Source organism: Imperialibacter sp. (assembly GCF_040222385.1).
Taxonomy (GTDB): domain Bacteria; phylum Bacteroidota; class Bacteroidia; order Cytophagales; family Cyclobacteriaceae; genus Imperialibacter.
Map to the genome: position 1 here is coordinate 105,387 of NZ_JAVKDF010000033.1, position 19,953 is coordinate 125,339.

At 47.5% G+C, this 19,953-nt stretch carries 17 protein-coding genes; 4 read left to right on the forward strand and 13 right to left on the reverse strand.

The features are described 5' to 3' along the window. Nucleotides 1–19 precede the first annotated feature (19 nt). The 3 genes from RIG68_RS15680 to RIG68_RS15690 all read right to left on the reverse strand — a co-directional run bounded on the left by RIG68_RS15680 (nucleotide 20) and on the right by RIG68_RS15690 (nucleotide 1,597). Nucleotides 20–478, reverse strand: coding sequence for a (2Fe-2S)-binding protein (locus tag RIG68_RS15680; RefSeq protein ID WP_350124118.1), 459 nt, complete (start codon nucleotides 476–478; stop codon nucleotides 20–22). Nucleotides 479–649: 171 nt separating this feature from the next. Further along, nucleotides 650–1,096 (reverse strand): nuclear transport factor 2 family protein, encoded by a 447-nt coding sequence (locus RIG68_RS15685; RefSeq protein ID WP_350124121.1) that lies wholly within the window; start codon nucleotides 1,094–1,096, stop codon nucleotides 650–652. 48 nt (nucleotides 1,097–1,144) lie between these two features. Continuing rightward, complete coding sequence (locus RIG68_RS15690; RefSeq protein WP_350124124.1) at nucleotides 1,145–1,597, reverse strand: nuclear transport factor 2 family protein; 453 nt, start codon at nucleotides 1,595–1,597, stop codon at nucleotides 1,145–1,147. Between the two features lie 232 nt (nucleotides 1,598–1,829). On the opposite strand from RIG68_RS15690, the gene RIG68_RS15695 reads away from it, so the two are divergent. Next, on the forward strand, nucleotides 1,830–2,729 hold the full coding sequence (locus tag RIG68_RS15695) for a helix-turn-helix domain-containing protein (protein WP_350124127.1): 900 nt from the start codon (nucleotides 1,830–1,832) through the stop codon (nucleotides 2,727–2,729). Between the two features lie 241 nt (nucleotides 2,730–2,970). Here RIG68_RS15695 and RIG68_RS15700 read toward each other — a convergent pair whose 3' ends face one another. The 4 genes from RIG68_RS15700 to yiaK form a co-directional block, all read right to left on the reverse strand. After that, nucleotides 2,971–3,519 carry a GNAT family N-acetyltransferase gene (locus tag RIG68_RS15700; RefSeq protein ID WP_350124130.1) on the reverse strand — a complete coding sequence of 183 codons (549 nt, stop codon included), beginning with the start codon at nucleotides 3,517–3,519 and terminating at the stop codon, nucleotides 2,971–2,973. A gap of 88 nt (nucleotides 3,520–3,607) precedes the next feature. Next, a complete protein-coding gene (locus tag RIG68_RS15705) occupies nucleotides 3,608–5,095 on the reverse strand; it encodes a hypothetical protein (RefSeq protein WP_350124133.1) in 1,488 nt (495 codons plus the stop codon). Between the two features lie 182 nt (nucleotides 5,096–5,277). Continuing rightward, entirely contained in the window at nucleotides 5,278–6,597 is a 1,320-nt protein-coding gene (locus tag RIG68_RS15710; RefSeq protein WP_350124136.1) for a hypothetical protein, read from the reverse strand. A gap of 280 nt (nucleotides 6,598–6,877) precedes the next feature. Beyond that, a complete protein-coding gene (gene yiaK / locus RIG68_RS15715; protein WP_350124139.1) occupies nucleotides 6,878–7,882 on the reverse strand; it encodes a 3-dehydro-L-gulonate 2-dehydrogenase in 1,005 nt (334 codons plus the stop codon). A gap of 187 nt (nucleotides 7,883–8,069) precedes the next feature. Between yiaK and RIG68_RS15720 the strand changes: the two genes are divergently transcribed. Further along, nucleotides 8,070–10,619, forward strand: a complete 2,550-nt coding sequence (locus RIG68_RS15720; RefSeq protein WP_350124142.1) for a zinc-dependent metalloprotease — start codon at nucleotides 8,070–8,072, stop codon at nucleotides 10,617–10,619. Between the two features lie 162 nt (nucleotides 10,620–10,781). Here RIG68_RS15720 and RIG68_RS15725 read toward each other — a convergent pair whose 3' ends face one another. From RIG68_RS15725 to RIG68_RS15750, 6 genes are all read right to left on the reverse strand, one after another. Beyond that, nucleotides 10,782–11,216: an HU family DNA-binding protein gene (locus tag RIG68_RS15725; RefSeq protein ID WP_350124145.1), complete on the reverse strand. Its 435-nt coding sequence runs from the start codon at nucleotides 11,214–11,216 to the stop codon at nucleotides 10,782–10,784. Nucleotides 11,217–11,258: 42 nt separating this feature from the next. After that, a complete protein-coding gene (locus tag RIG68_RS15730) occupies nucleotides 11,259–12,611 on the reverse strand; it encodes a hypothetical protein (protein ID WP_350124148.1) in 1,353 nt (450 codons plus the stop codon). A 469-nt stretch (nucleotides 12,612–13,080) separates the two neighbouring features. Further along, nucleotides 13,081–13,443: a hypothetical protein gene (locus RIG68_RS15735; RefSeq protein WP_350124151.1), complete on the reverse strand. Its 363-nt coding sequence runs from the start codon at nucleotides 13,441–13,443 to the stop codon at nucleotides 13,081–13,083. A gap of 132 nt (nucleotides 13,444–13,575) precedes the next feature. After that, nucleotides 13,576–14,496, reverse strand: a complete 921-nt coding sequence (locus RIG68_RS15740; RefSeq protein ID WP_350124154.1) for a hypothetical protein — start codon at nucleotides 14,494–14,496, stop codon at nucleotides 13,576–13,578. Between the two features lie 127 nt (nucleotides 14,497–14,623). Then, nucleotides 14,624–14,938 carry a hypothetical protein gene (locus tag RIG68_RS15745; RefSeq protein ID WP_350124156.1) on the reverse strand — a complete coding sequence of 105 codons (315 nt, stop codon included), beginning with the start codon at nucleotides 14,936–14,938 and terminating at the stop codon, nucleotides 14,624–14,626. Between the two features lie 83 nt (nucleotides 14,939–15,021). Further along, complete coding sequence (locus RIG68_RS15750) at nucleotides 15,022–15,735, reverse strand: phytanoyl-CoA dioxygenase family protein (RefSeq protein ID WP_350075452.1); 714 nt, start codon at nucleotides 15,733–15,735, stop codon at nucleotides 15,022–15,024. A gap of 286 nt (nucleotides 15,736–16,021) precedes the next feature. Here RIG68_RS15750 and RIG68_RS15755 point away from each other — a divergent pair, with 286 nt between their 5' ends. Then, nucleotides 16,022–16,357 carry a PadR family transcriptional regulator gene (locus RIG68_RS15755; RefSeq protein WP_350124159.1) on the forward strand — a complete coding sequence of 112 codons (336 nt, stop codon included), beginning with the start codon at nucleotides 16,022–16,024 and terminating at the stop codon, nucleotides 16,355–16,357. A 601-nt stretch (nucleotides 16,358–16,958) separates the two neighbouring features. After that, on the forward strand, nucleotides 16,959–19,580 hold the full coding sequence (locus RIG68_RS15760; protein WP_350124162.1) for an ABC transporter permease: 2,622 nt from the start codon (nucleotides 16,959–16,961) through the stop codon (nucleotides 19,578–19,580). Nucleotides 19,581–19,953 lie beyond the last annotated feature (373 nt).

Below are 19,953 nucleotides of genomic sequence, written 5' to 3' on the forward strand. Positions count from 1 at the left end.
TGATGATGGTTTAGGTTCCTTAAGCGTTAGCGGCGGCCGTCTTAACTGCTGCTTTTATCCTCAGATAGGTGCCACAACGGCAGATGTTGCCGTTCATAGCTGCTTCTATCTCGTCGTCGCTGGGCTGGGGATTACTGGCAAGCAGCGCCGATGCCGTCATAATTTGCCCAGCCTGGCAGTAGCCGCACTGAGGCACGTCGTGCTCCAGCCAGGCTTTTTGCACAGGGTGGTCGCCGTTTTCAGACAGACCTTCTATGGTGGTAATTGCTTTGTCACCCACCGCTGATATCGGCATTTGGCAAGAGCGAATCGCCGTGCCGTCGAGGTGAATGGTGCAGGCGCCACACTGGGCAATACCGCAGCCGAATTTCGTGCCTACCAGGTCGAGGTGATCCCTCAGCACCCACAGCATGGGAGTAGCCGGATCAACATCTACCTGCTGTTTCTTTCCATTTACGCTTAAATTGAATACTGCCATGATTTTGAAGTTTTTTTACAATTTCGGGTTTTCCTCTATCTTAAAGTTACGAAATCCAAGCAATTGGTTACAAGCTTCAAACAATATAACATTTTGATAATCAGTAGTTATTTACCCGGTGCTACTTGCGCCAAATTACCCTGATTGGGTCTGCTGTGTTGCCAGAGGGGATCAACGGCCCCCCGGTGTCAGCAATTTAGTAAATGATAGCGAGCCCAATTTCCAGTCGCTATTTTGCTTCACATACACCTCAGTCACAATGAAGGGGTTGGTCACTTCATTGCCTCCTACCGCAGCTATCAGGGTGATCCTGTTAAGCAGGATAGCGGTATTGTCGATGATCTTCACGGATACCTCATGAATATCGGCTTGCTTGTACCAAATGCCACCACTTTTGATGATGTTAAGCTCCTGCTCCGTTCCCCAGCTTCCACCCATATGAACGAAAACTGCCTTTTCATCAAACAGGGCTGCCAGCTTGTCCGCATTTTTGTCGGTCATCCACTGCCATTTGTCTTTCGATAGGTCAATGACTTCCTGTTCGGCAGGAGTGTTTTGAGCCAAGGAGCTTTGCGCACCTATAAGAAGCATTATCAGTCCAAGAAGTGTCTTTTTCATATTATTGATAAGTAAGATTTTACGTTCCAGTCAATATACCTATGCTTCCTACTTCTCAATTTCATGCGTATCCCGCACGCTGCTGAAGGTCAGGTCGAGGAGTTTCCAGTCGCTACTTTGTTTCTGAAAAATTTCGGTCACGGTAAATTCAGTCGATACCTCGTTGGTTCGCACCACGGCATCAAGCGTAATTCTGCTCCACACGATGGCTGTATTCCCAAAAACCTCTACCGCCACATCATGCACTTTGGCATTCTTGTACCAGATACTTCCGGTTTCAATGATTTCCAATTCCCTTGCTTTCTTCCAGCTTCCGCTCATGTGGACAAATTTTGCCCTGTCGTCGAAAAGCCCGGCCAGCTTGTCCACGCTTTTGTCTGCCATCCACTGCCATTTCAACTGTGATAGTTCCTTGAGTTCCTTTTCAGTTGCCGCATTTTGTGCAAAGGAGATTTGTGCGGTAAACAGGGTGATAAACAGGGCAATAATTAATCTTTTCATTTTAGAAATTGTTTAGTCATACTTTCTTGTGATTGTCGGCGAAGCCGGCAGCAATGTGGATCCAGAGTTCAAATTGACTTTTCGCTTTGGGCTTGCGATACAAAGATGATCCTGCGTTTTTGAGTTTAGCTTATACAGATTACTGTTTCACCTACCAAATTCAACGATTTGGCTTTTCGGATAAGGAACCGATGATGTAACACTGTACTTTTAACTGGAAATGAAAAATGTCATGGAAGAGATATCGAGATTTGAGACCATTAGCCAATACAATGCTTTCAACAACCACGAGACATTGCATCCGCTGGTGAGCGTGATAGATTTTTCAAAGGCCTCCCCCAGACGATTGAGAAGAACTTATTTTGGGTTCTATCTGGTGTTGCTGAAGGATGTGGAATGTGGAGACATGCGTTACGGCAAAAACACCTACGATTATCAGGAAGGAACGCTTGTGTTCATCGGTCCAGGTCAGGTGTTTGGCAGCGATGCTGGTGACGAACTTTACCAACCGAAAGGGTACGGCGTTGTTTTTCACCCGGATTTGATCAGGGGAACCTCGTTGGGTCGCCATATTGACGAGTATACCTTTTTTAGCTATCATGTGAATGAAGCCCTCCATATTTCGGAGCGGGAGCGGCAACTCGTGATGGACAGCCTGTCGAAAATTAAATACGAGCTGGAGCACGCCGTCGACAAGCACAGCAAATCATTGATCGCTACCAACATCGAATTACTTCTTAACTATTGCCTGCGATTCTACGACCGGCAGTTCATTACACGTGACAATGTTCACAAGGGGATTTTGGAAAGGTTTGAAAAGCTCCTTGGTGACTTCTTTTCGTCAGGTAAACCGGCAGAGCTGGGCTTACCTTCGGTAGCGTACTGTGCCGATGAACTAAACCTGTCTCCTAACTATTTTGGTGACCTGATCAAAAAGGAGACTGGCAAATCGGCACACGAATTCATCCAGTTGAAATTGATCGATGTGGCCAAGGGGAAAATATTCGACCCCAGTAAGTCAGTGAGCGAAATCGCCTATGAACTGGGATTCAAGTATCCTCAGCACTTTACCCGTGTATTCAAACAGCAGGTAGGGGTGACGCCGCAGGAGTATCGGGCGTCGGTGAATTAGCCGTATACATCCGTCATTCAAAAATTCCGATAATTCAATTGGCTGGTTTGCGTGTGTTAACCACCGATCCGTTGATGTTTCCTCAAGTAGATAGAATTCATTGGTAGGATAGGGGTGTTGGGAATTGTCTGATGCAAAGGTACTTCGAACCAGGAACACCGGATAATACAAATTAAAGCAATAGTTACGAAAATCAAACAACAAAGCTAAGATGGCAGACGGTTTCTTACCGGGAGGCTGATCAAGATATTGCTGGCCAATGCTCCCTCGTTAGCTGATATACCTTACAGTGGCTGGTGTCAAAGACTCGTTCTTCCACAAACTGAAAGCCGAGGCGTTCATAAAAGCGAATGGCGGCAACATTGGACGCCAGAGGGTCTATTAGAATAGCCGTTACCTCCGGATCATTGAAACAGCGATCAATAGCCTGCTTCATCATTTCGGTGCCGTGTCCTTTTCCCAAATCGTCTTGCTCACCGATCCAAATGTCAATGGCTCGAAGGTTGGGTGGCACATCGCCCCAATAGTGTGATTCTTCCTTCTCAGGATCGATGATTTGAACAAAGCCAATGGGTCTGCCATCCAGTTCGGCAACGAGCTGTTCCCGCCAGGAAGGGTAGTTCTGCAACTCGTTTTCCCACGCCCAGTCATCGTCGGGGTCGGAGGCTATTACGTGCGGTTGTTCATCCCAGTGGAGCAGGAGAGGGAGGTCTTGTATGGTGGCGATTCTGAGCTTTAGGTGGCCTCTTTCAGTCATTCGATAGTGATTTTTCTGTATTCTTGCGGACATCTATACTTTTGGTTGAAGAATGGGTTGATCCGGCGGGGCTTCATGTGGTGTTCACTCAATGTGCCCAGGGCAGGCAACTTTGAGCATATTATCTGTAAGCAACTTTATTGATGTAAAACACCTGCCGGTAGTAGCCTGCTTCTTCGCTATGCAGGTTTTCAATGTCCCGAATCCCATAAGTGTAAAAGGTCGTGCCAAACCACCTGCTCAGGTTTCCTACTTGATTCCTGCCGCCCCACGATTCATCATCTTCGAAGGTCAGGGAGATGTCGTTGAAGGTTTTGCCCTCAATGATTTTGTCTTCTTTTAGCACTTTTGAGCGGATGGTATTGTCGTAAAGGTACAAGAGCACTGTTTCGTCGCCCTTGATGCCTACGTGCACCAGGTCTCTGGCTCCAAAGGTGGTGACATCGTTGATCTCGAACGAGCTGTCCCAGAGGAAATTGCCCAGGCGATCAAATGTCATCACCACAGCATGGGTGTAGTGGTATCCGAAGGAGTAGCTGGGGTAGTAGGCTTCACCAAAGACGGTGTAGTAGTTGCCATTTGGGATAATATCATGCAAGAGTAGTCGATAGTGGAATCGTGGTTGCTGGCCCAGGGCTTTTTTCTGGTTGGCCCTCTGTCTGATGCGCCTTTCTCTTCCAGCCGACAAATAGGAAAAAAAGTGATCAAGCTCGCTGTAATCGAAATAGTCGATGTGCTGCTGGCTGCTGTTGCTCAACCTGGCGATGTAAAGGCCGCTCGAATAGGTTAGTCGTTGATGTGCATAGGTGCCGGCCACAAACTGGCGATCCAGCTCTGGGTTGGTGGGTGCTCCGTTTAGCAAGCTCTTCGATTCATCTGGTTCCAGGTGAATATTGCGCATCATGTCGCCGCCCTCGGAAAAAGACCTGACAGAGACCGTCGTTCGAAAATCTGGCATGCGCTCGCTCATGGTCACCGTGAAAATCCTTAGCCTGTCGTCGGTAGTAATTCTTAGAATCTCGCCGTAGTCGTTATAAAGGCCCGGAATGATCTGTGGTAACTTATCAATAAGGTTATACCTGAAAATAAATGGTTTGTAGTCAGTGTACACACCCATTAACAGTGTGTTGCCTACCACATGAAATTGCGTGGGAACCATTGGTATCAAAGTATTGATGTAGAACCGGGACGTGTCGCCATTTTCCAGGTTGATTCTCAACAACACCAGCTCCTCCTGCTTGTATTCTTTTTCTCTGATCAGGTAATTGATAAATCCCGGCTGGTAGTCGTAGTCGGTAATGCGGCTACCGAAGGGCAAATGCATGTCTTTTTGCCAAACAGTACCTAGTGTGGTGTCGAGCCGTATGAACTCCCAATTGTAACCGTCCTTGTCTTTATGCTCTGTTTTGTGACAAATGAAAAGCCCTTCTTTTTCGCATCCTGTTACGATGTAGTTCTGGTAGTTGGCGTTGGTAATTTCGAATTCAATTCTTCCGGGCTGTTCAATTCGGGTGCTGGTTCGTTTTTCTTTTTTTAGGGGAAAAAGCTGCGCCATTGCGCCGCTGAGCGGGAGCAGGCAAAACAAAACAAGCGGTGCTAGTTTATTCATCTACTGCGGACTTTTGTTGGCCGGTTGGAGGGACTGTTCCATTTAATAAGTTCACTCAAAATGTAATAAAAGTCAAGCTTTGTTTTGAAGCTTTCTTGGAAGGTGGTGAAGCTGACATTACCTGTTCATATTTCGTTAGCGCATGCGTGTTCACAACTCCCAAATTAATAAACTAACCAACCTTATTTGGACAGCGTGTAGGAGTACAACTCCTTTTCAAGCTTCGTGTAGTTCTCATGCCCAAACTGCTCCCCGATATAGTCGCCGAAGCCCTTGCCGTCGAGCCTTTTGGTGAAGGTTCCGCTCAGGAACTCCGCCTCGAAAATACGGCCAAGGTCAACGTACATTTCGGTGATTGTCTCTGGCAGCTCTATCACGCCGACAAATTCAGCGTCGGCCGGGCCATAGTTTCTGACAATAAATTCATGGCTAATTCCCGGCTTTGCCAACGATAACGCCCATGTAATGCCATAATACTGAAATTCAGTGAGCAAGGAAGCCTGAAAATTGTCGATTGAGAAATTGGAAATGGCCACCTTTGAGTCGGGAATTTGAAAGTCTTCAAAGGTTGGTTTTGCCCCCATTTTTTCATAGTGAAAGCTTTGGTTGAAGGGAGTAGAGTTTTTGGTGCCGAGAAGTAGAGAGTAGTAGTAATTATAGCCATCCAAGTAGCCAAGGGTCACAAAATTGTCTGCGCCGCCTCCGCTGGTAGTGACAAATGAGTTGCCGGAAAAGGCCTCTATAACCTCATCGTTCAGATCGTCGACGCCTCTTATGGAGGCCAGGTAGGAATTGTTGCCTGGCAGGGGAACGTTGAATGCATTGTCGAAGCTTTTGAAGTCTGCAGCAAAGTCCAAATCAATAGTCTCGCCCGAGGGGGAGTCTATTTTATAGAAAAGTGGTTCCGAACCCGGTTGTGTTAAACTTATGATAAGGTCTTTACTACTTTTGAACAAATGGAAATCCAATGAAAGTACCTCCTGGTCTCGCTGAGTGGTAAATGAGGTTATTTCCCCACCTCTTTGTGAAATGGATATATTATGAGAAGCCGTTTTTGGATAGTGGCTAATATTTACCTTGAAGGGAAGTTCAGGGTCTGTTGCCGGCATCTGACTAGCCACAAAATTCCACGAACTGTTGACGCCAATATGATTGTAGGACCTCAAATAATATTGATAGGTGTCTGTGCCTTCAACGATTCTAAGAAAAGAGATTCTGATTTTTTCTTCATCGAATGATTCAGGAGCTGCCAGATTGAACTTGCCAGTTGTTTCCAGTTTCTCGTAGTCTAGTAATTTGCCGCTTACATCCGATGCTATTATCCATTCTGTCGCCCCTGCAGGAAGGGATATGCCTCCGTTTTTGATAGTTAATGTAAAAATGCTTTTCAGAGGAGTGATATTTTCCGGGCCCGGATCATCACTTGAGCAGCTCGACATTGTAAGCTGAAATAAAAAAACGATACTGAAGACCGTCGAAAGTGGATTGGTTTTTATCGCCATTCTCTGTTAAAGTTAGTCGGTAGAGGATTCTCTAATAAGTAGTGATCGCAAATGCTATTTTTGGGAGAAAAATTAGTTATTTGCATTCCATCAAAGGTTGAATTAAAAGAAGTAGGTTAGTAGCAAACAAGCGAGAAGGTTTTTTACCCTTATTAGTTTTCGCTATTTGGCATAGGCAGTGGATTTCGCATGGATTGCCAAAGTTGTTCGATCATGGTGCGACTGCCGATTAGCTTTCACTTACCTTTTGCCGACAGTGTTCATCCGCTAAGAGCCTTGTCTACCCCAACAGCTCCAGCACAGTTTGCCAAACTTCGTCGCTGACGGGTATCCCATCTTTGGAATTGCTGGCTCGGGTTTGTAAGGCCCGTTCCCCTGGGTAGTAGATCTTATCTCCGGTATGCATAGGCTCCACATCATGGGTGTAATCAATGATCTCGTTGAGGAGCTTTTCCTGTAGGCTTTTGTCATTGAACACTTCAGGGTAGATGCACAGAAACACCTGCGAAATTCCGGTTTCATAGTCCCTCTGGCTTACCCTGCAGGTAGAATCTCCTGCCGATAGCAGCGTGGCCAGCATATCTAAAACCATGGAGAGCGCCGACCCCTTCCAGTAGCCTATGGGCAGTCCACGTTCCTTTGCCAGGATTTTTTCCGGGTCGTTCGATAGCTCGTCGTTGTCGTCCCAGCCTCCGGGAAAAGGAAGCTTTTCGCCTTTGAGTTTGTAGTCGTTGATCTTACCAAAGGCAAACTGAGACAGCGCCATGTCCAGCACCACGTGCCCCTGCTGTCTTGGTATGGATACAACGAAGGGATTGTTACCGGTTCGGCTGTCTTTACCGCCCCAGGGTGGCATATTGGGCTGGGTATTGGTAAAGAGAATAGAAATGCAGCCGGCTTCCGCAGCCTGCCAGCCGTACGTGCCGCCTCGCATCCAGTGATTGGTGTTGCGCAACGCCACCAGCCCCATGCCATGAAGTTTGGCCAACTCAATGGCCCGGTTGGTGCACCTTGCCGCATTAATGACGCCGGAGCCAAAGTGGCCATCCCACCTTTCGATGCTGCCAAAAGTTTCTGCTTTTTCGGCTTCGGTGCCCACTTTTACCAATCCTTTTTCAACGTAGCTAATGAACAGCGGCACCCGGTTGATGCCATGTGAATTGACGCCGCAGAGTGTGCTGTCGGTATGGGCTTTTGCCAAGATGTGGGCTTTTTCTTCTGAAAATTGGTATTTGATGAACAGCTTGTGGAGCACTTCCTGCATTTGCCCTGATGGTATTCGCATAGCTTTTTCTGACTTTTGTTAGCGGTGAATCCAGGGCTTTGAGACATCTGAAAACACTGAGAAAACACTGAGATTGCAGTCCCCAAGATACAACTCCTGGCCCCTTTTAGTAAAATATAGTAGCGACAAAAAGACTTTTGTCGCTATCTTCCCCTCTTCAAAATAAGACTAATCTAATTAACCCAAAATGAAACGATTACTCCCGCTCATGCTGGCAGCTGTGCTTGCCATAGGCTTTGGCACCGCCAACGCTCAGAAATCCAAGAAAAAAAACAAGGGCAAAGACACAGAAAAGGTGACGCCTGCCAAAAAGGACGATGACAAAGACAAGGGCCCTAAGCCTTATGCAAAGTTCATCGACAGCACTTTTACGACAAGTAAAGGTTTGATGACGGTGCATCAGAAGAAAGACAAGTATTACTTCGAAATTCCTGAGGCACTTTTCGGTAAGGAGCTGATGGCGATTACCCGCTACACAAAGACTGCCGCTGGTGGCGATGTGTTCGGCGGCGAAGAGGTAAACGAGCAGGTAGTGAGGTGGGAGAAAGGCCCCGACGACAACATTCTGCTGCGCTCCATTACTTATGTGATGATGAGCCCCGACAGCTTAAGTCCGATGTTTCGGGCGGTTGACAACTCCAATGCAGCACCCATCATTGGGGCATTCAAGATAGAAGCGCTGAAGAAAGACTCGGTTTACGTGATTGACGTGACCTCGACTTTCGATGGCGACAATCAAGCCTTTTCGGTCGACCCGAGAACGAAGCAGGAATACAATATTTCCAGCATCAAAAAGGAAGCCTCGTTCATTGAAAGAATATCGACTTACCCGACTAATACAGAAATTCGCACGATAAAGACCTTTGGCGTTAATCCACCCAAGCGGGAGTCAGGGCCGTCGACAGGGCCACGCACCACCTATTTCCCGGCCTCGGTAGGGGTAGGAGTGGTCACGCTTGAATTGAACACCTCGTTTGTACTGCTTCCTTCCAATCCTATGCGTAAGCGACCATTCGATTACAGGGTGGGTTATTTCTACAACCAGTACTCGCTGTTTGAAGAGGAGTCGCAAAAGGCCGATGAGGATATTTTCGCAGTTCGCTGGAGATTGGAACCAAAAAATGCTGCCGATGCCGCCAAACAGAAGAACGGTGAGTTGATTGAGCCAAAAAAGCCCATTGTCTACTACATTGATCCGGCCACGCCTGAGAAATGGCGTCCTTTTCTTAAGCGGGGTGTCGACGACTGGAATGTGGCTTTTGAGGCTGCCGGATGGAAAAATGCCATCAGGGGAGAATACTGGCCGGAAGACGATACCACGATGAGCCTTGAGGATGCCAGGTACTCTGTGATCAGGTATTTTGCCGCCGATATCCAGAATGCTTATGGCCCCAATGTGCACGACCCACGGACGGGCGAAATCATCGAAAGCCATATTGGGTGGTACCACAACGTGATGCGCCTGCTGCGCAACTGGTACATGATACAGGCAGCAGCAGTCGATCCAAACGCACGCTCCAAAGAGTTTTCCGACGAGCTGATGGGGCAGCTGGTTCGTTTCGTGTCGTCGCATGAAGTAGGGCATACGCTGGGCCTCCGCCACAACATGGGAGCCAGCTCAGCCACGCCGGTGGAGAAGCTCAGAGACAAAGACTGGGTAGCGCAAAACGGCCATACCTCTTCCATCATGGATTACGCTCGGTTCAACTACGTGGCGCAGCCCGGCGATGGAGTTACCGACCTTTTCCCAAGAATAGGGGACTACGACGTTTGGGCGATCAAGTGGGGTTATAGTTACTTCGGTGATGACGTAACTGAAGAACAGGCAAAAGCCACCCTGAACGAATGGACGAAAGAAGCCTACAAAAACCGGAGGCTGTGGTTTGGCACAGAAATAAGCCCCTATGACCCTCGCTACCAAACGGAAGACCTGGGCGACAATGCGATGAAAGCGTCGGACTATGGCATTGAAAACCTGAAAAGGCTAATGCCCTCGCTCATTGAATGGAGCGCCGAGGATGGAGAAGCGTATAAGGAACTGGAAGAAATTTACAGGAATGTGCTGAGTCAGTACCGTCGCTATATGGGCCATGTGATCAAGAATGTTGGTGGTATATACGATTCACCGAAAACCTACGACATGGAGGGCCCCGTGTACGAAGTGGTGCCAAAGGCGCTGCAAAAAGACGCCATCAATTTCCTGAGCAAACAACTGTTTACTACGCCTACCTGGCTAATGGATCAGTCGGTGTTGAATAAGATCAAGCCGGAGTCTGGTGTGGAGTCTGTATCAGCCCTTCAGGCGTATGGCGTTACACGACTGCTGGAAGGTGACCGGTTGGTGCGATTGATTGAAACCAGTGCCCAGAGCCCCAATAACTATTCGGTTGATGACCTGTTCACCGACTTGTCTGCCAGCATTTTGTCTGAAGTGCGTTCCCGCAACAACATCACGGTCAATCGTCGAAACCTGCAGAAGATTTACGTTGACGAGCTGATCAAGCTGCTGGAGCCTGGTGAGGTGACTGTTCGTTCTATCCCCAATGGTGCTGGCTACGCTTTCGACAGTCGCAAGGTTGACCTTGGTCAGACCGACGTTCCGTCGCTGGCAAGAGGGCATTTGGAGCGTATCAAAGTATGGCTAAGCTCAGCCGCCACCGGTTCAGCGGATCAGGTAAGCAAATACCACATCGCTGACTTGAGGAAACGCATCGAGCAGGCGCTGGATCCGAAGTAAACAATAAGTAGGAAGAGAAGCATTTCAATCACTGGGCTGTCGGGGGACAGCCCAGTGATCATCTTATGTCTCTCTGGTTTGCCCTTCGACAGACCGGGGCCTGGTTCCAGATGCGCCTTTTTGTTTTTATTTGCTTATTGGGGCACTCAATTGGCCTATCCTTTATCTTTTCTCCGCATGGCTAATCCCTGCGCTTTTCAACTCTGCTGAGCCGGCCTTTTCAAATTTCAGTACTTTGATAGCTCTCCTGATGGCCTCACTGAACCTCAGGTGCAGGGTAGGTTTGATGATGTTGTGCACGGTGACGGCAGCAGGATCATCTTCACCGGTGCTGCGCACGGTTAGGTCGATGAAGCCCAGCTCACCCAGGTCGATGTGGTTGTGATTTTGCAGCAGCTCTACAATGGTTTCCTGTAGGGCTATGCTCAACCGTTTGTAGTCGGACCGGTGGATACCGTATTTACTTTGGAGGTGTTCCATCACGTCGGCTTCGGTAGCTTTTCTGCGGGGCAGCAGAGTTGGGTGGTAAGTGGGTTTGCCGCCGCCGACTTTACCGGGCTCGCCTTTCACGGTCACATAGAAGGGGATGGTTGACATAGGTTTTTGGTTTGTGATTTAAAGTGGGGTTCCGGTTAGAAGTTAACAGCCGCAACCCAGGAATACGGTATCCTGTCCTTGAAGGCCGTAGTTAGAGCCTTGCCAACTAATAAATGAAAGTGGGTCCCGGCTAAAATCTGCGTTATACAAAATATCAAGGTCACCATCTTTATCCAGATCGAGAATCATGACAGGTAAGTCGGGTAATGAGCGGACAAACAGTCGATTTTTGCCCATCACATTCCAAAGAGATATGTTCTGATAATAATCATCTCCGCACTCCACGCCATGATAATACGAGACCAGAAATTTCTCAGAGTCTGTCGTAAACAAAACAAGGTCATTGCCATCGATACTATCCAATTCACTATAGTACTTAGCCACAAGCGCTTCATCGGTTATTTTTTTTCTTTGAAACACGATCGGGTCGGTGTCCGAAACATAAGCCCATTGGCCTATAGTCGGGCTTTCTTCTGGCCTTTCGTCAAAGAAAAGAGTCGAATGAAATTCGCTAAACCTTTCGCCGCCAGACCAATAGAATGTGCTTTCAAACTTTGTTGCCTCTCGGTGAATCCCTGGTAACGTATCTAAAAGCTCTTCTCTGATTGATCTGAACTCTTTTGTTTTGCTATAGGAATACTTATCAGAGTCGATACTTCCGAAGATCACTTGTTGGCCAAGAAGATTTACCAGGGAGGTATCCAAGCTGCTTGGCTTCACGGTGTGTTGATGGATATTGAGGCACAGGTCATAGCCGCTTCGATTTTCAGGACAGTATTTGGTCGTTTTAATCAAATCATACGATTCTAGCTCCTGTTCAATGGTAATGTGATTGCCTTCTCTGACGAAAAAGTTGGCGTGAGCAAGCGCATTGTAAGAGTCGTTACTGGTGGCTAGTACCCTTGAGGCAAGCATTTCCTCGCTCACGATTAAAAGCTTTCCATCCACACTATCGATTTTAACCATTTTAGGTCCATAGTCGCTAAAGTTTCCACTTTGCCAAAGCTGCTCGAAACTGATTCTGTAGGGAACGTGGTGATAATTAATGAGCAAATGGCGAGCTTCTACATTCATTTCCTTCTGAAACATCCGTTCCCTGTCTTTCAGCCATTCCTGCATGTTGTAAGAGTATTCGTTTTTGCCAGCTCTCTTGATGCCCGAAAAGGTGGAGGCATAGAACGACTTATACTTCTCAAAATCACCCTCATTTTGTGACTTTACCCAATCCTGGATCACAATGAAAAGTTCCTCTTCGATAGTAGTTGCTGCGGCTGCGGCAACTTCTGCGACGGCCGCTTCGGTTTTTTTTGTATCTGTCGTCCCGGGAGTAGTGCCACAGGACAACATGGTGAGGGTTATAAACCCCGCAGCAACAAGACTGGTCAATCTTCTCATTTCAGTATATATAATAGTGATAGCGGTAATGTTTGGTAATAAATATATGAAGGGATTTATATTATGTATGCAGTTTTTTTGCAATCTGTTTACTCAATGTGGCCAAAAGGCGGGCGCAAATCGACTATAGTTCAATTCCGGATAGCTGTTATGCCCTTAACCCGGTAGGGGTTAAGCGCTTATGCGAGTAGGTGATAAGCCTTTATGACATATATAGTAAAGGCGTTAAAAGAGTCGAGACAAAGGCTTAAAAGACCTGAGTAAAGGGCTTAACAGGAGGCTGCGGTGCACACCATAGGTAGTCGGTGGTAGGCAGCACAGGTGGTGAGTGGTGCGCAGCAAGTGAGGTTTTGATGGGCTGCGGGGGGAATGAGGGGGACAGTGCAGTGAAATGCCCGTCTCTTGTATTAATATACGAAAAATGGGTGAGAAAGGTGGGGTAAATTCACTTCCGGTGCGAGAACTAAAACTACTCAGTTACCTCAATGCTCAGCTTGGTGATGATGACGTCTCTGTTTTTGCTGGCACCGTCAGAGCCTCTGGCTGAGCGAAGCTCGACATAGTCGGAACCTATATAGTCAGAGTCGGGCAAGTACAAGTAGATGTACTCACCCGAATCGTTGATAACCTTCATATCGCTGAACAGTGCATGCTTCGGCTGTTTTTCTATGGTGGCACCCTCTTCATCACCAAATCCACCAAGGCTGTATTTCAGTGTGTCGCCATGGGCAATGGTTACGCTGTCGATGTCTTTGTCGATTTTGGTACAGCTGGTGCTGAAGGCGATCGTGGCTCCGAGGGAACACAAGTAGACGAGCGTGTGAATTTTCATTCTTCAAAATCGTTTAATGTTTAACACGCTAGTAAGACTCAGAAGTTGCCCTTTCGGTGGGTGAGGCTCATTGGCATATGTCGAAATGCAGGCTTATTTGCCACTTGTTTTTGGCATTGTATTGGGGAGCTCTTAGTCGAGCATCTTGATTTCGGTTATGACGTTCTGTTCTATGCCGACAGTGGTTATGTGTTTGTTAATGGAAACCGACCGAAGGGAATTGGATTTGGTGTCGTATCGGATTTCTGAAGCAGTTGACATGTTGAAAGCCGGTATTTCCGCTTCATCGAATAATTTTCCCATACCCTGGGCTATCTTTTTAAAAGTAGCCACCATTATCCTACGCAAATCTTCTTGATTGATCTTTTCTTCACCCTTGATGATGGCTGTTGTTCCAATAAGATCATTATAAACGACACTGGCACTCATTGGAAATGCCTCTCCTCCAAAAGGGTTAGTTGTTTCGTATGTCAGTTCTTGTGGTTTGTCTCTGATGTAGGAGTTGCCAAATGCGTTGAAGTATAAAGAAAGCTCAGGGAAGTATGTGTCTAGTAGTTTTTCCTCGGTATCAAAAGTAACGGCAAGTTGCTGACGAACTTGGTTGAATACCGCTTCCTCCATTTTGTTCCCTTTGCGTTCGTACATTTTTATCATTGCATTCCCAATTTGCTGCTTTGCTTCATCATAGTTGGATAAGCCTAGAAAGTTGCCTTGTGAATCAACTTTTAGAGATATCTCAATGCCATAGTACAATTCCTGATTCTTAACCTGTTCAGCAACTTCAGGAGGCACGACAACTCCTACAATACGAGATTCGCCATACTTAAAAGTAACTATACGTTCGTCTTTTTTGGCTCCAGAAACCGTTGCGGTTGCAGACGTGACCGTAAAAACTCCCTTACTTGCGGGATTGCGAGAATCCTCTTTACCTCTCTTAACTTCAAATTGATACGTATCCCCAATCGCAAAGCTTTGAGTAAGAGAAACTTCATTCTGAGAGGGTGCGGCTGTGCACGAAAAGAAGATGACAATTAATAGAAAGTTGTATTTCATTGGCGTATTGGTTACTCTGGCGATGCTGACAAATATATCTATTGGTAGTTGTTCTATAGGGTGTCAGTGTCTGGATCACAGACCTTATTATTGAGCTCCTGGTTTGTAGTTTTGAAAGAGTCAAGTTTTATTTTGCTCCTTCATTCTTTTTATGGGACGAGTTCACAGTGTTCCAGCTTTGTTTAGTGCCTTTGAACTCCAACTCAGCTTGCTCAATGGCTGATTCCATAGATTCATGGTATGTGTCGTTAAGCACATTCCACTTTATGTCACAGTAGAAAAGGTAAAATCCCGGGTCTTTTTCATATTTGCAGATAGCGAGCCTATCCAGGGACTTAAAGCCTTCTGCGTAATGAGTTGTGAAGCCAGTCGGCTGATGTTGATCGGTCAATTTGATTGACATGATCACGGTGGCGCCATCTATTTCTTTTGGCTGGGTCAATGTATGGTTGTTTTTAGTATTTGGTAGTCAGGTCAGTAGCTCTGCGATATGCATTTAGGGTTTAAAATTTCATATCGAGGATGTCAATTCAACTTTTCTGCCCATTCTAGTTCGCCGGGTAGTTCACAGTTTGAAAACTCAAGGTGTATTACCCGTCTTTTTTTGTTGTTTACTGTCCTGCCTGAACTGTGTAATAGCAGTGGTTTCATGACCATAATTCCGCCTTTTTTTACGCAACAGGTTACTTCTGTTTCCGAAGACCAGTCAATCGTTTGAGGACGATATATTTTTTTCATGTGTGACTTGGGAATAACCTTTAGCGCTCCGTTATTCTCATCTGTGTCATCGAGGTGAACTCTTACCGTGAAAATATTTTCCAATACTTCGAGAGGTGGTTGAACTGCGTATTGGTTCTGTTTTGTGGTCCAGGAAGTAAACCCAGGAAGGTTCCTTTTCCGGTCAACTGAAATGGTCAAATCCTGATGATAGGAGACATACCAATTTGATGCTTCAGGCTTATCAAAGTAAATACTCTTTACTACAAAATAATTTTCACCCAAGAACTGGCTAATTACTTTAGTCAATCTTTTATTAAATACAAGAGAGATGGCTTCTGGAACCTCCTTTAGAAACTGTCTAATTGCAAACAGGTCTGCTGACTTCCTGAAGGTCGGTTTGGCCTTGTCGACGGCGTCAATAACCTCCAAGATTTCATTTGTGTCTTCTTGCGAATAAATATCTTCTACTATAGTAAAGCCATTTTCGACCAGCCCACTAATGTCTCTCGCTCGCTCCATTTTTTCTTCGGGTACTTTTTCGTGATCAATATAGAGAAATTCAGGAGATGGGGCTACAGACTTGCCTTTGAAAACAAAGATTCAAACACTTCCGAAAACTGTGAATCTTCGTGTCAGCCAAACAGCTTTTAAGTCGCTTTATAGTAGCTTTCACGAATAATTTCAACATTACATCGGCAAAACCGAAACTAATCATTACCCTTGTTCGTAAACCAAGTTTGTGGAGTAACCATGAGAAAGCCATATCGAGTGGACCGATCTAGCCGCTATCTAAAAATATATACTGATGAAAGGAACATCCATAGGAGAATTTGAAGAGCTCTGCCTGCTGGCGGTAGGGGTGCTTTACCCTGAAGCTTATGGTCTGTCGATCAAAGATGAAATAGAAAGCCGCACTGGTCGCTCAGCTACCATTAGCACAGTGCACTCCACGCTGATCAGGTTGGAGGAGAAAGGTTTTCTGCAATCTGAAATGGGTGGGGCCACCGAAGCCCGGGGCGGGCGCACCAAGCGCCTATTTGAGCTTACCGCCTTTGGCAAGAACGTAATCAATGAAGCAAGAGAGCTGAGGAACGGGATGTGGAGAGATATTCCGAAGGTGATTTGGGAGGGAGGGAAGTGAGGAGACGGAAGAAGGAAGTTGAGTGAAAGGTAGCAGGCGTCGGTACGGTGGGGATAGCAAGTGGGCAGGGAGCCGTCAGCCGCCAAGTTGGTAGAAGAAGTTGAGATTGGGGGAAATAGTGAGTAGTAAATGGTAAGTAGTGAGAGAGTGAAGGGTGAGGAGAGGGGAGACCGAAGACGGAAGACCGGAGATGGAAGTCGGATGACAGGAGATAGCTGCGCAGGCGTCGGTACGGCAGGGATGGCATGTGGGAAGGGAGCCGTCAGTCGCCGGGGAAGGCTGTATGTATCCTTTGCGTCTTCGTGCCTTTGTGGCAGGGGTCTCTATGAGGAGTTGAAATTCGTGAAGGCAAGGAGCAGACAACCGGAACACCCGGTGTCTGACGGCTCTTTCAGGATGGCTAGTTGGCCGTGCCGACACCTGCGAGCCCTGAAGAGGCCCGGACGGAGTGTGATAAGAAAAGGATGGCGGTGAAGCCACATTCTTGAGAAGAGTGAAAGCCCGGTGTGAAGACACACCCGGGAACCAAAATTGGTCTCAACAACAAGCTTTGCGCCTTGGCGCTTCCCCCTCACGGGGATTTGCGTGAAATATATAAAGTATGAAACAACAACAACCACCAAAATGGATCAACCGCCTGCTCGACTGGTATTGCAGTGCCGAGTATGCCAATGAGATCCGTGGCGATTTGCTTGAGCTGTTCGACCGCTGGGTGGAGGAGAAAGGAGCGAGGAAGGCTAATTGGCTTTACGTAGTCAATGGGCTCATGTTCCTGAGAATGTACAATGCACGAATAAGGAAAACTCAAATAAAGACTAATCAAATGACTATGACCGCCCATTACCTCAAAATCGCCAGCCGCAACATGGCCCGGCAGAAGCTGTATACACTGGCCAATATCGTCGGCCTTTCTGTCGGTATCGCCGTTAGCCTCATGATCTTTCTGCATGTAGACAAGGAGCTGAGCTATGAGAAAGCCTACCCCAAACATGACAATATCTACCGCCTGGCTGCCACCACCTGGGCCAAGTCGTCGCCTACTCAGGGAGAGGCTTTTAAAGCCTATATGCCGGAGGTGAAGGAGTTTTGCCGCTTTGCAGACTTCGGTGGGGAGCTTACTGTGCTCAATGTAGGCGAAGACTTTTTTGACGTAGAGCATGTGTACCTGGCCGATCAATCAGCCATCGAGATGTTTGACTATCAGTTTGTAAACGGCACTGCGGAAGGCGCTCTCACCCGGCCTGGCACCACGCTTCTTACCGAGTCGCTGGCGAAAAAGGTGTTTGGAACAGACAATCCGGTTGGCCAAACCATCGAGCTGAATGAGAGCGATAAGTTTGAAGTGACCGGTGTGATCAAAGACCTGCCTACCAATTCTCATATTAAAGCCGAGCTACTGGTTTCCATGCCCACTTTTATGAAATGGGTAGATGCCGATTGGTACAGTAACAAAGGCTGGATGGTTATGTACACCTACGTGCTATTCGACAACCAGCAGCAAGCCGAAAGCGCCATGACCAAAATGCTCGACTTTCAAATCGACTACAGGCAAATTACAGAAGAGGGAATGGCAGAGGTAAAGGCGGAAAATTTCTTCTATGAGCTTATGCCGCTGACGGACATCCACCTGCAGTCGAACAAAATCCAGGAAATGGGGCCGAATTCCAGCGCTACCTATATCTATATTTTCATCACGCTGGCCGTGTTCATTACTATCATCGCCTGTGTCAACTTTGTCAATATCTTCGTCACCATCTCCATGCGCCGCATCAAAGAGATTGGCATGCGCAAGGTGATGGGTGCCAAAAGGGGACAGCTGCTGCAGCAGTTCCTTGGCGAGAGCATGCTTACGTCGGCGCTGTCGGCACTCGTGGCTTTGGTGCTTTGCGCTGTCGCCATGCCGTTTTACAATTCCCTGGCGGGTTCAGGCATTGAAGCCATGCAATTACTTGAACTGAAATACCTGGCGTTTTTAGTGGGGATTGTCTTACTGATCGGCTTGCTGGCTGGTGCCTACCCAGCACTTGTGGTGTCGGGTTTTACGGCAACCAAAGCCCTTTCCGCCAAGCGGGATGCCCGCACAAGCGGTGTGTCAGGATTCCGTAAGGGGCTGGTGGTGTTTCAGTTTGTGCTGTCGCTGTTCATTATCATTAGCACCGTGGCGGTAACGGAGCAAATGAATTTTGTGCGAGACAAAGACCTGGGTTTCTCTGCCAGTCACGTGGTGGCGGTGAAAACCTACGGCAAAATGAAAGAGCAGCTAGTGGAAAACAGGGAGAGCTTGTTTGCCCGCCTGAAAGAAAATCCGGCCATTGAGGACGTGAGTCTGTCGTCGAATCTGATGGGCGACCAGCTCAGCGTGGAAGGGTTCCGGCTGGCCTCCATGGATCCGGATGCTGACTACCCCTCGGTCAATGTTTTGCGGGTAGATGAGGGCTTTCTCAGCACCCTGGACATTGAGCTGCTGTCGGGGCGCACATTTCAGCCGAAAGCCGACACAGGAGGTGTCTACATCATCAATAAAAAACTGGCCGACCTGTGGGGGATAGAAAACCCCGTAGGAGAGATGGCCGAGCAGATGACAAGGAATGAGCGAGGGCCGATTATCGGCATGATCGATGATATTCACTACTACTCCCTGCACAGGGAGGTGGAGCCGCTGGTGATAGAGTATAAACCATGGTGGACAGGTTATATGCTGGTAGAAATCGACGCAGAGAATGTGCCGCAGACAGTGGCTTACCTCGAAAACTTTGTGCAGGACGTGGCTCCAGCCAGCATTTTCCATTACCGCTTTCTGGACGATCGTATCGACGCACTTTACAAAGAGGAGTACAGCATGTTCAGAATCTTCAGGGTGTTTTCCGTGCTGGCGATCATGATTTCATGCATTGGCCTGTTGGGATTGGCAGCCATTGAGGTACAGCGTCGCACCAAGGAGATAGGCATCCGCAAGGTGCTGGGAGCCAGCAATCAGGGCATTCTGGGGCTGCTGAGCCGGCAGTTTGTGGTGATGGTGGGTATAGCCATTGCGGTTACTGTTCCCTTAACCATTTATGCCATCGGCGAGTGGCTGGCCAATTTTGAGTATCATATTACGCCTGGCGTGCTGACGTATGTGCTGCCGTCGGTGTTTTTCGTCGTGCTGGCGTTTGCGATGGTGGGCTTGCAGGCGTTTAGAGCTGCGACGGCGAATCCGTCGGATTCGTTAAGATATGAGTAGAACAGCCGGGTGTGAAGACACACCCGAAGACGGTTAGAAGTGAAGGCACATGCGGGGATGGAGCTAGCCTGTGCCAGAGGCTTCGGCAAACAGGGGGCAAGACGGAAGGTTAGGTGTCGGTACGGCGGGGATGGCAAGGGGGCAGGGAGCTGTCAGCCGCCGAGTCGGTAATAGAAGAAGTTGAGAGAAGGAAGTTTGAAGACGGGAGACGGACAGTATGAGTAACTTTGAGACGGTTATGTTCAGTTAAGTGTGTCATTTTTTAAAAGTTGGGTTCAAGTCTTTCGGGATATGTCATAGTTAGTATACTTATCACCTTGGTCCATGATACCGGTCTGGACCATTTCTTTTGAACCTTTGAACTGACTAAATA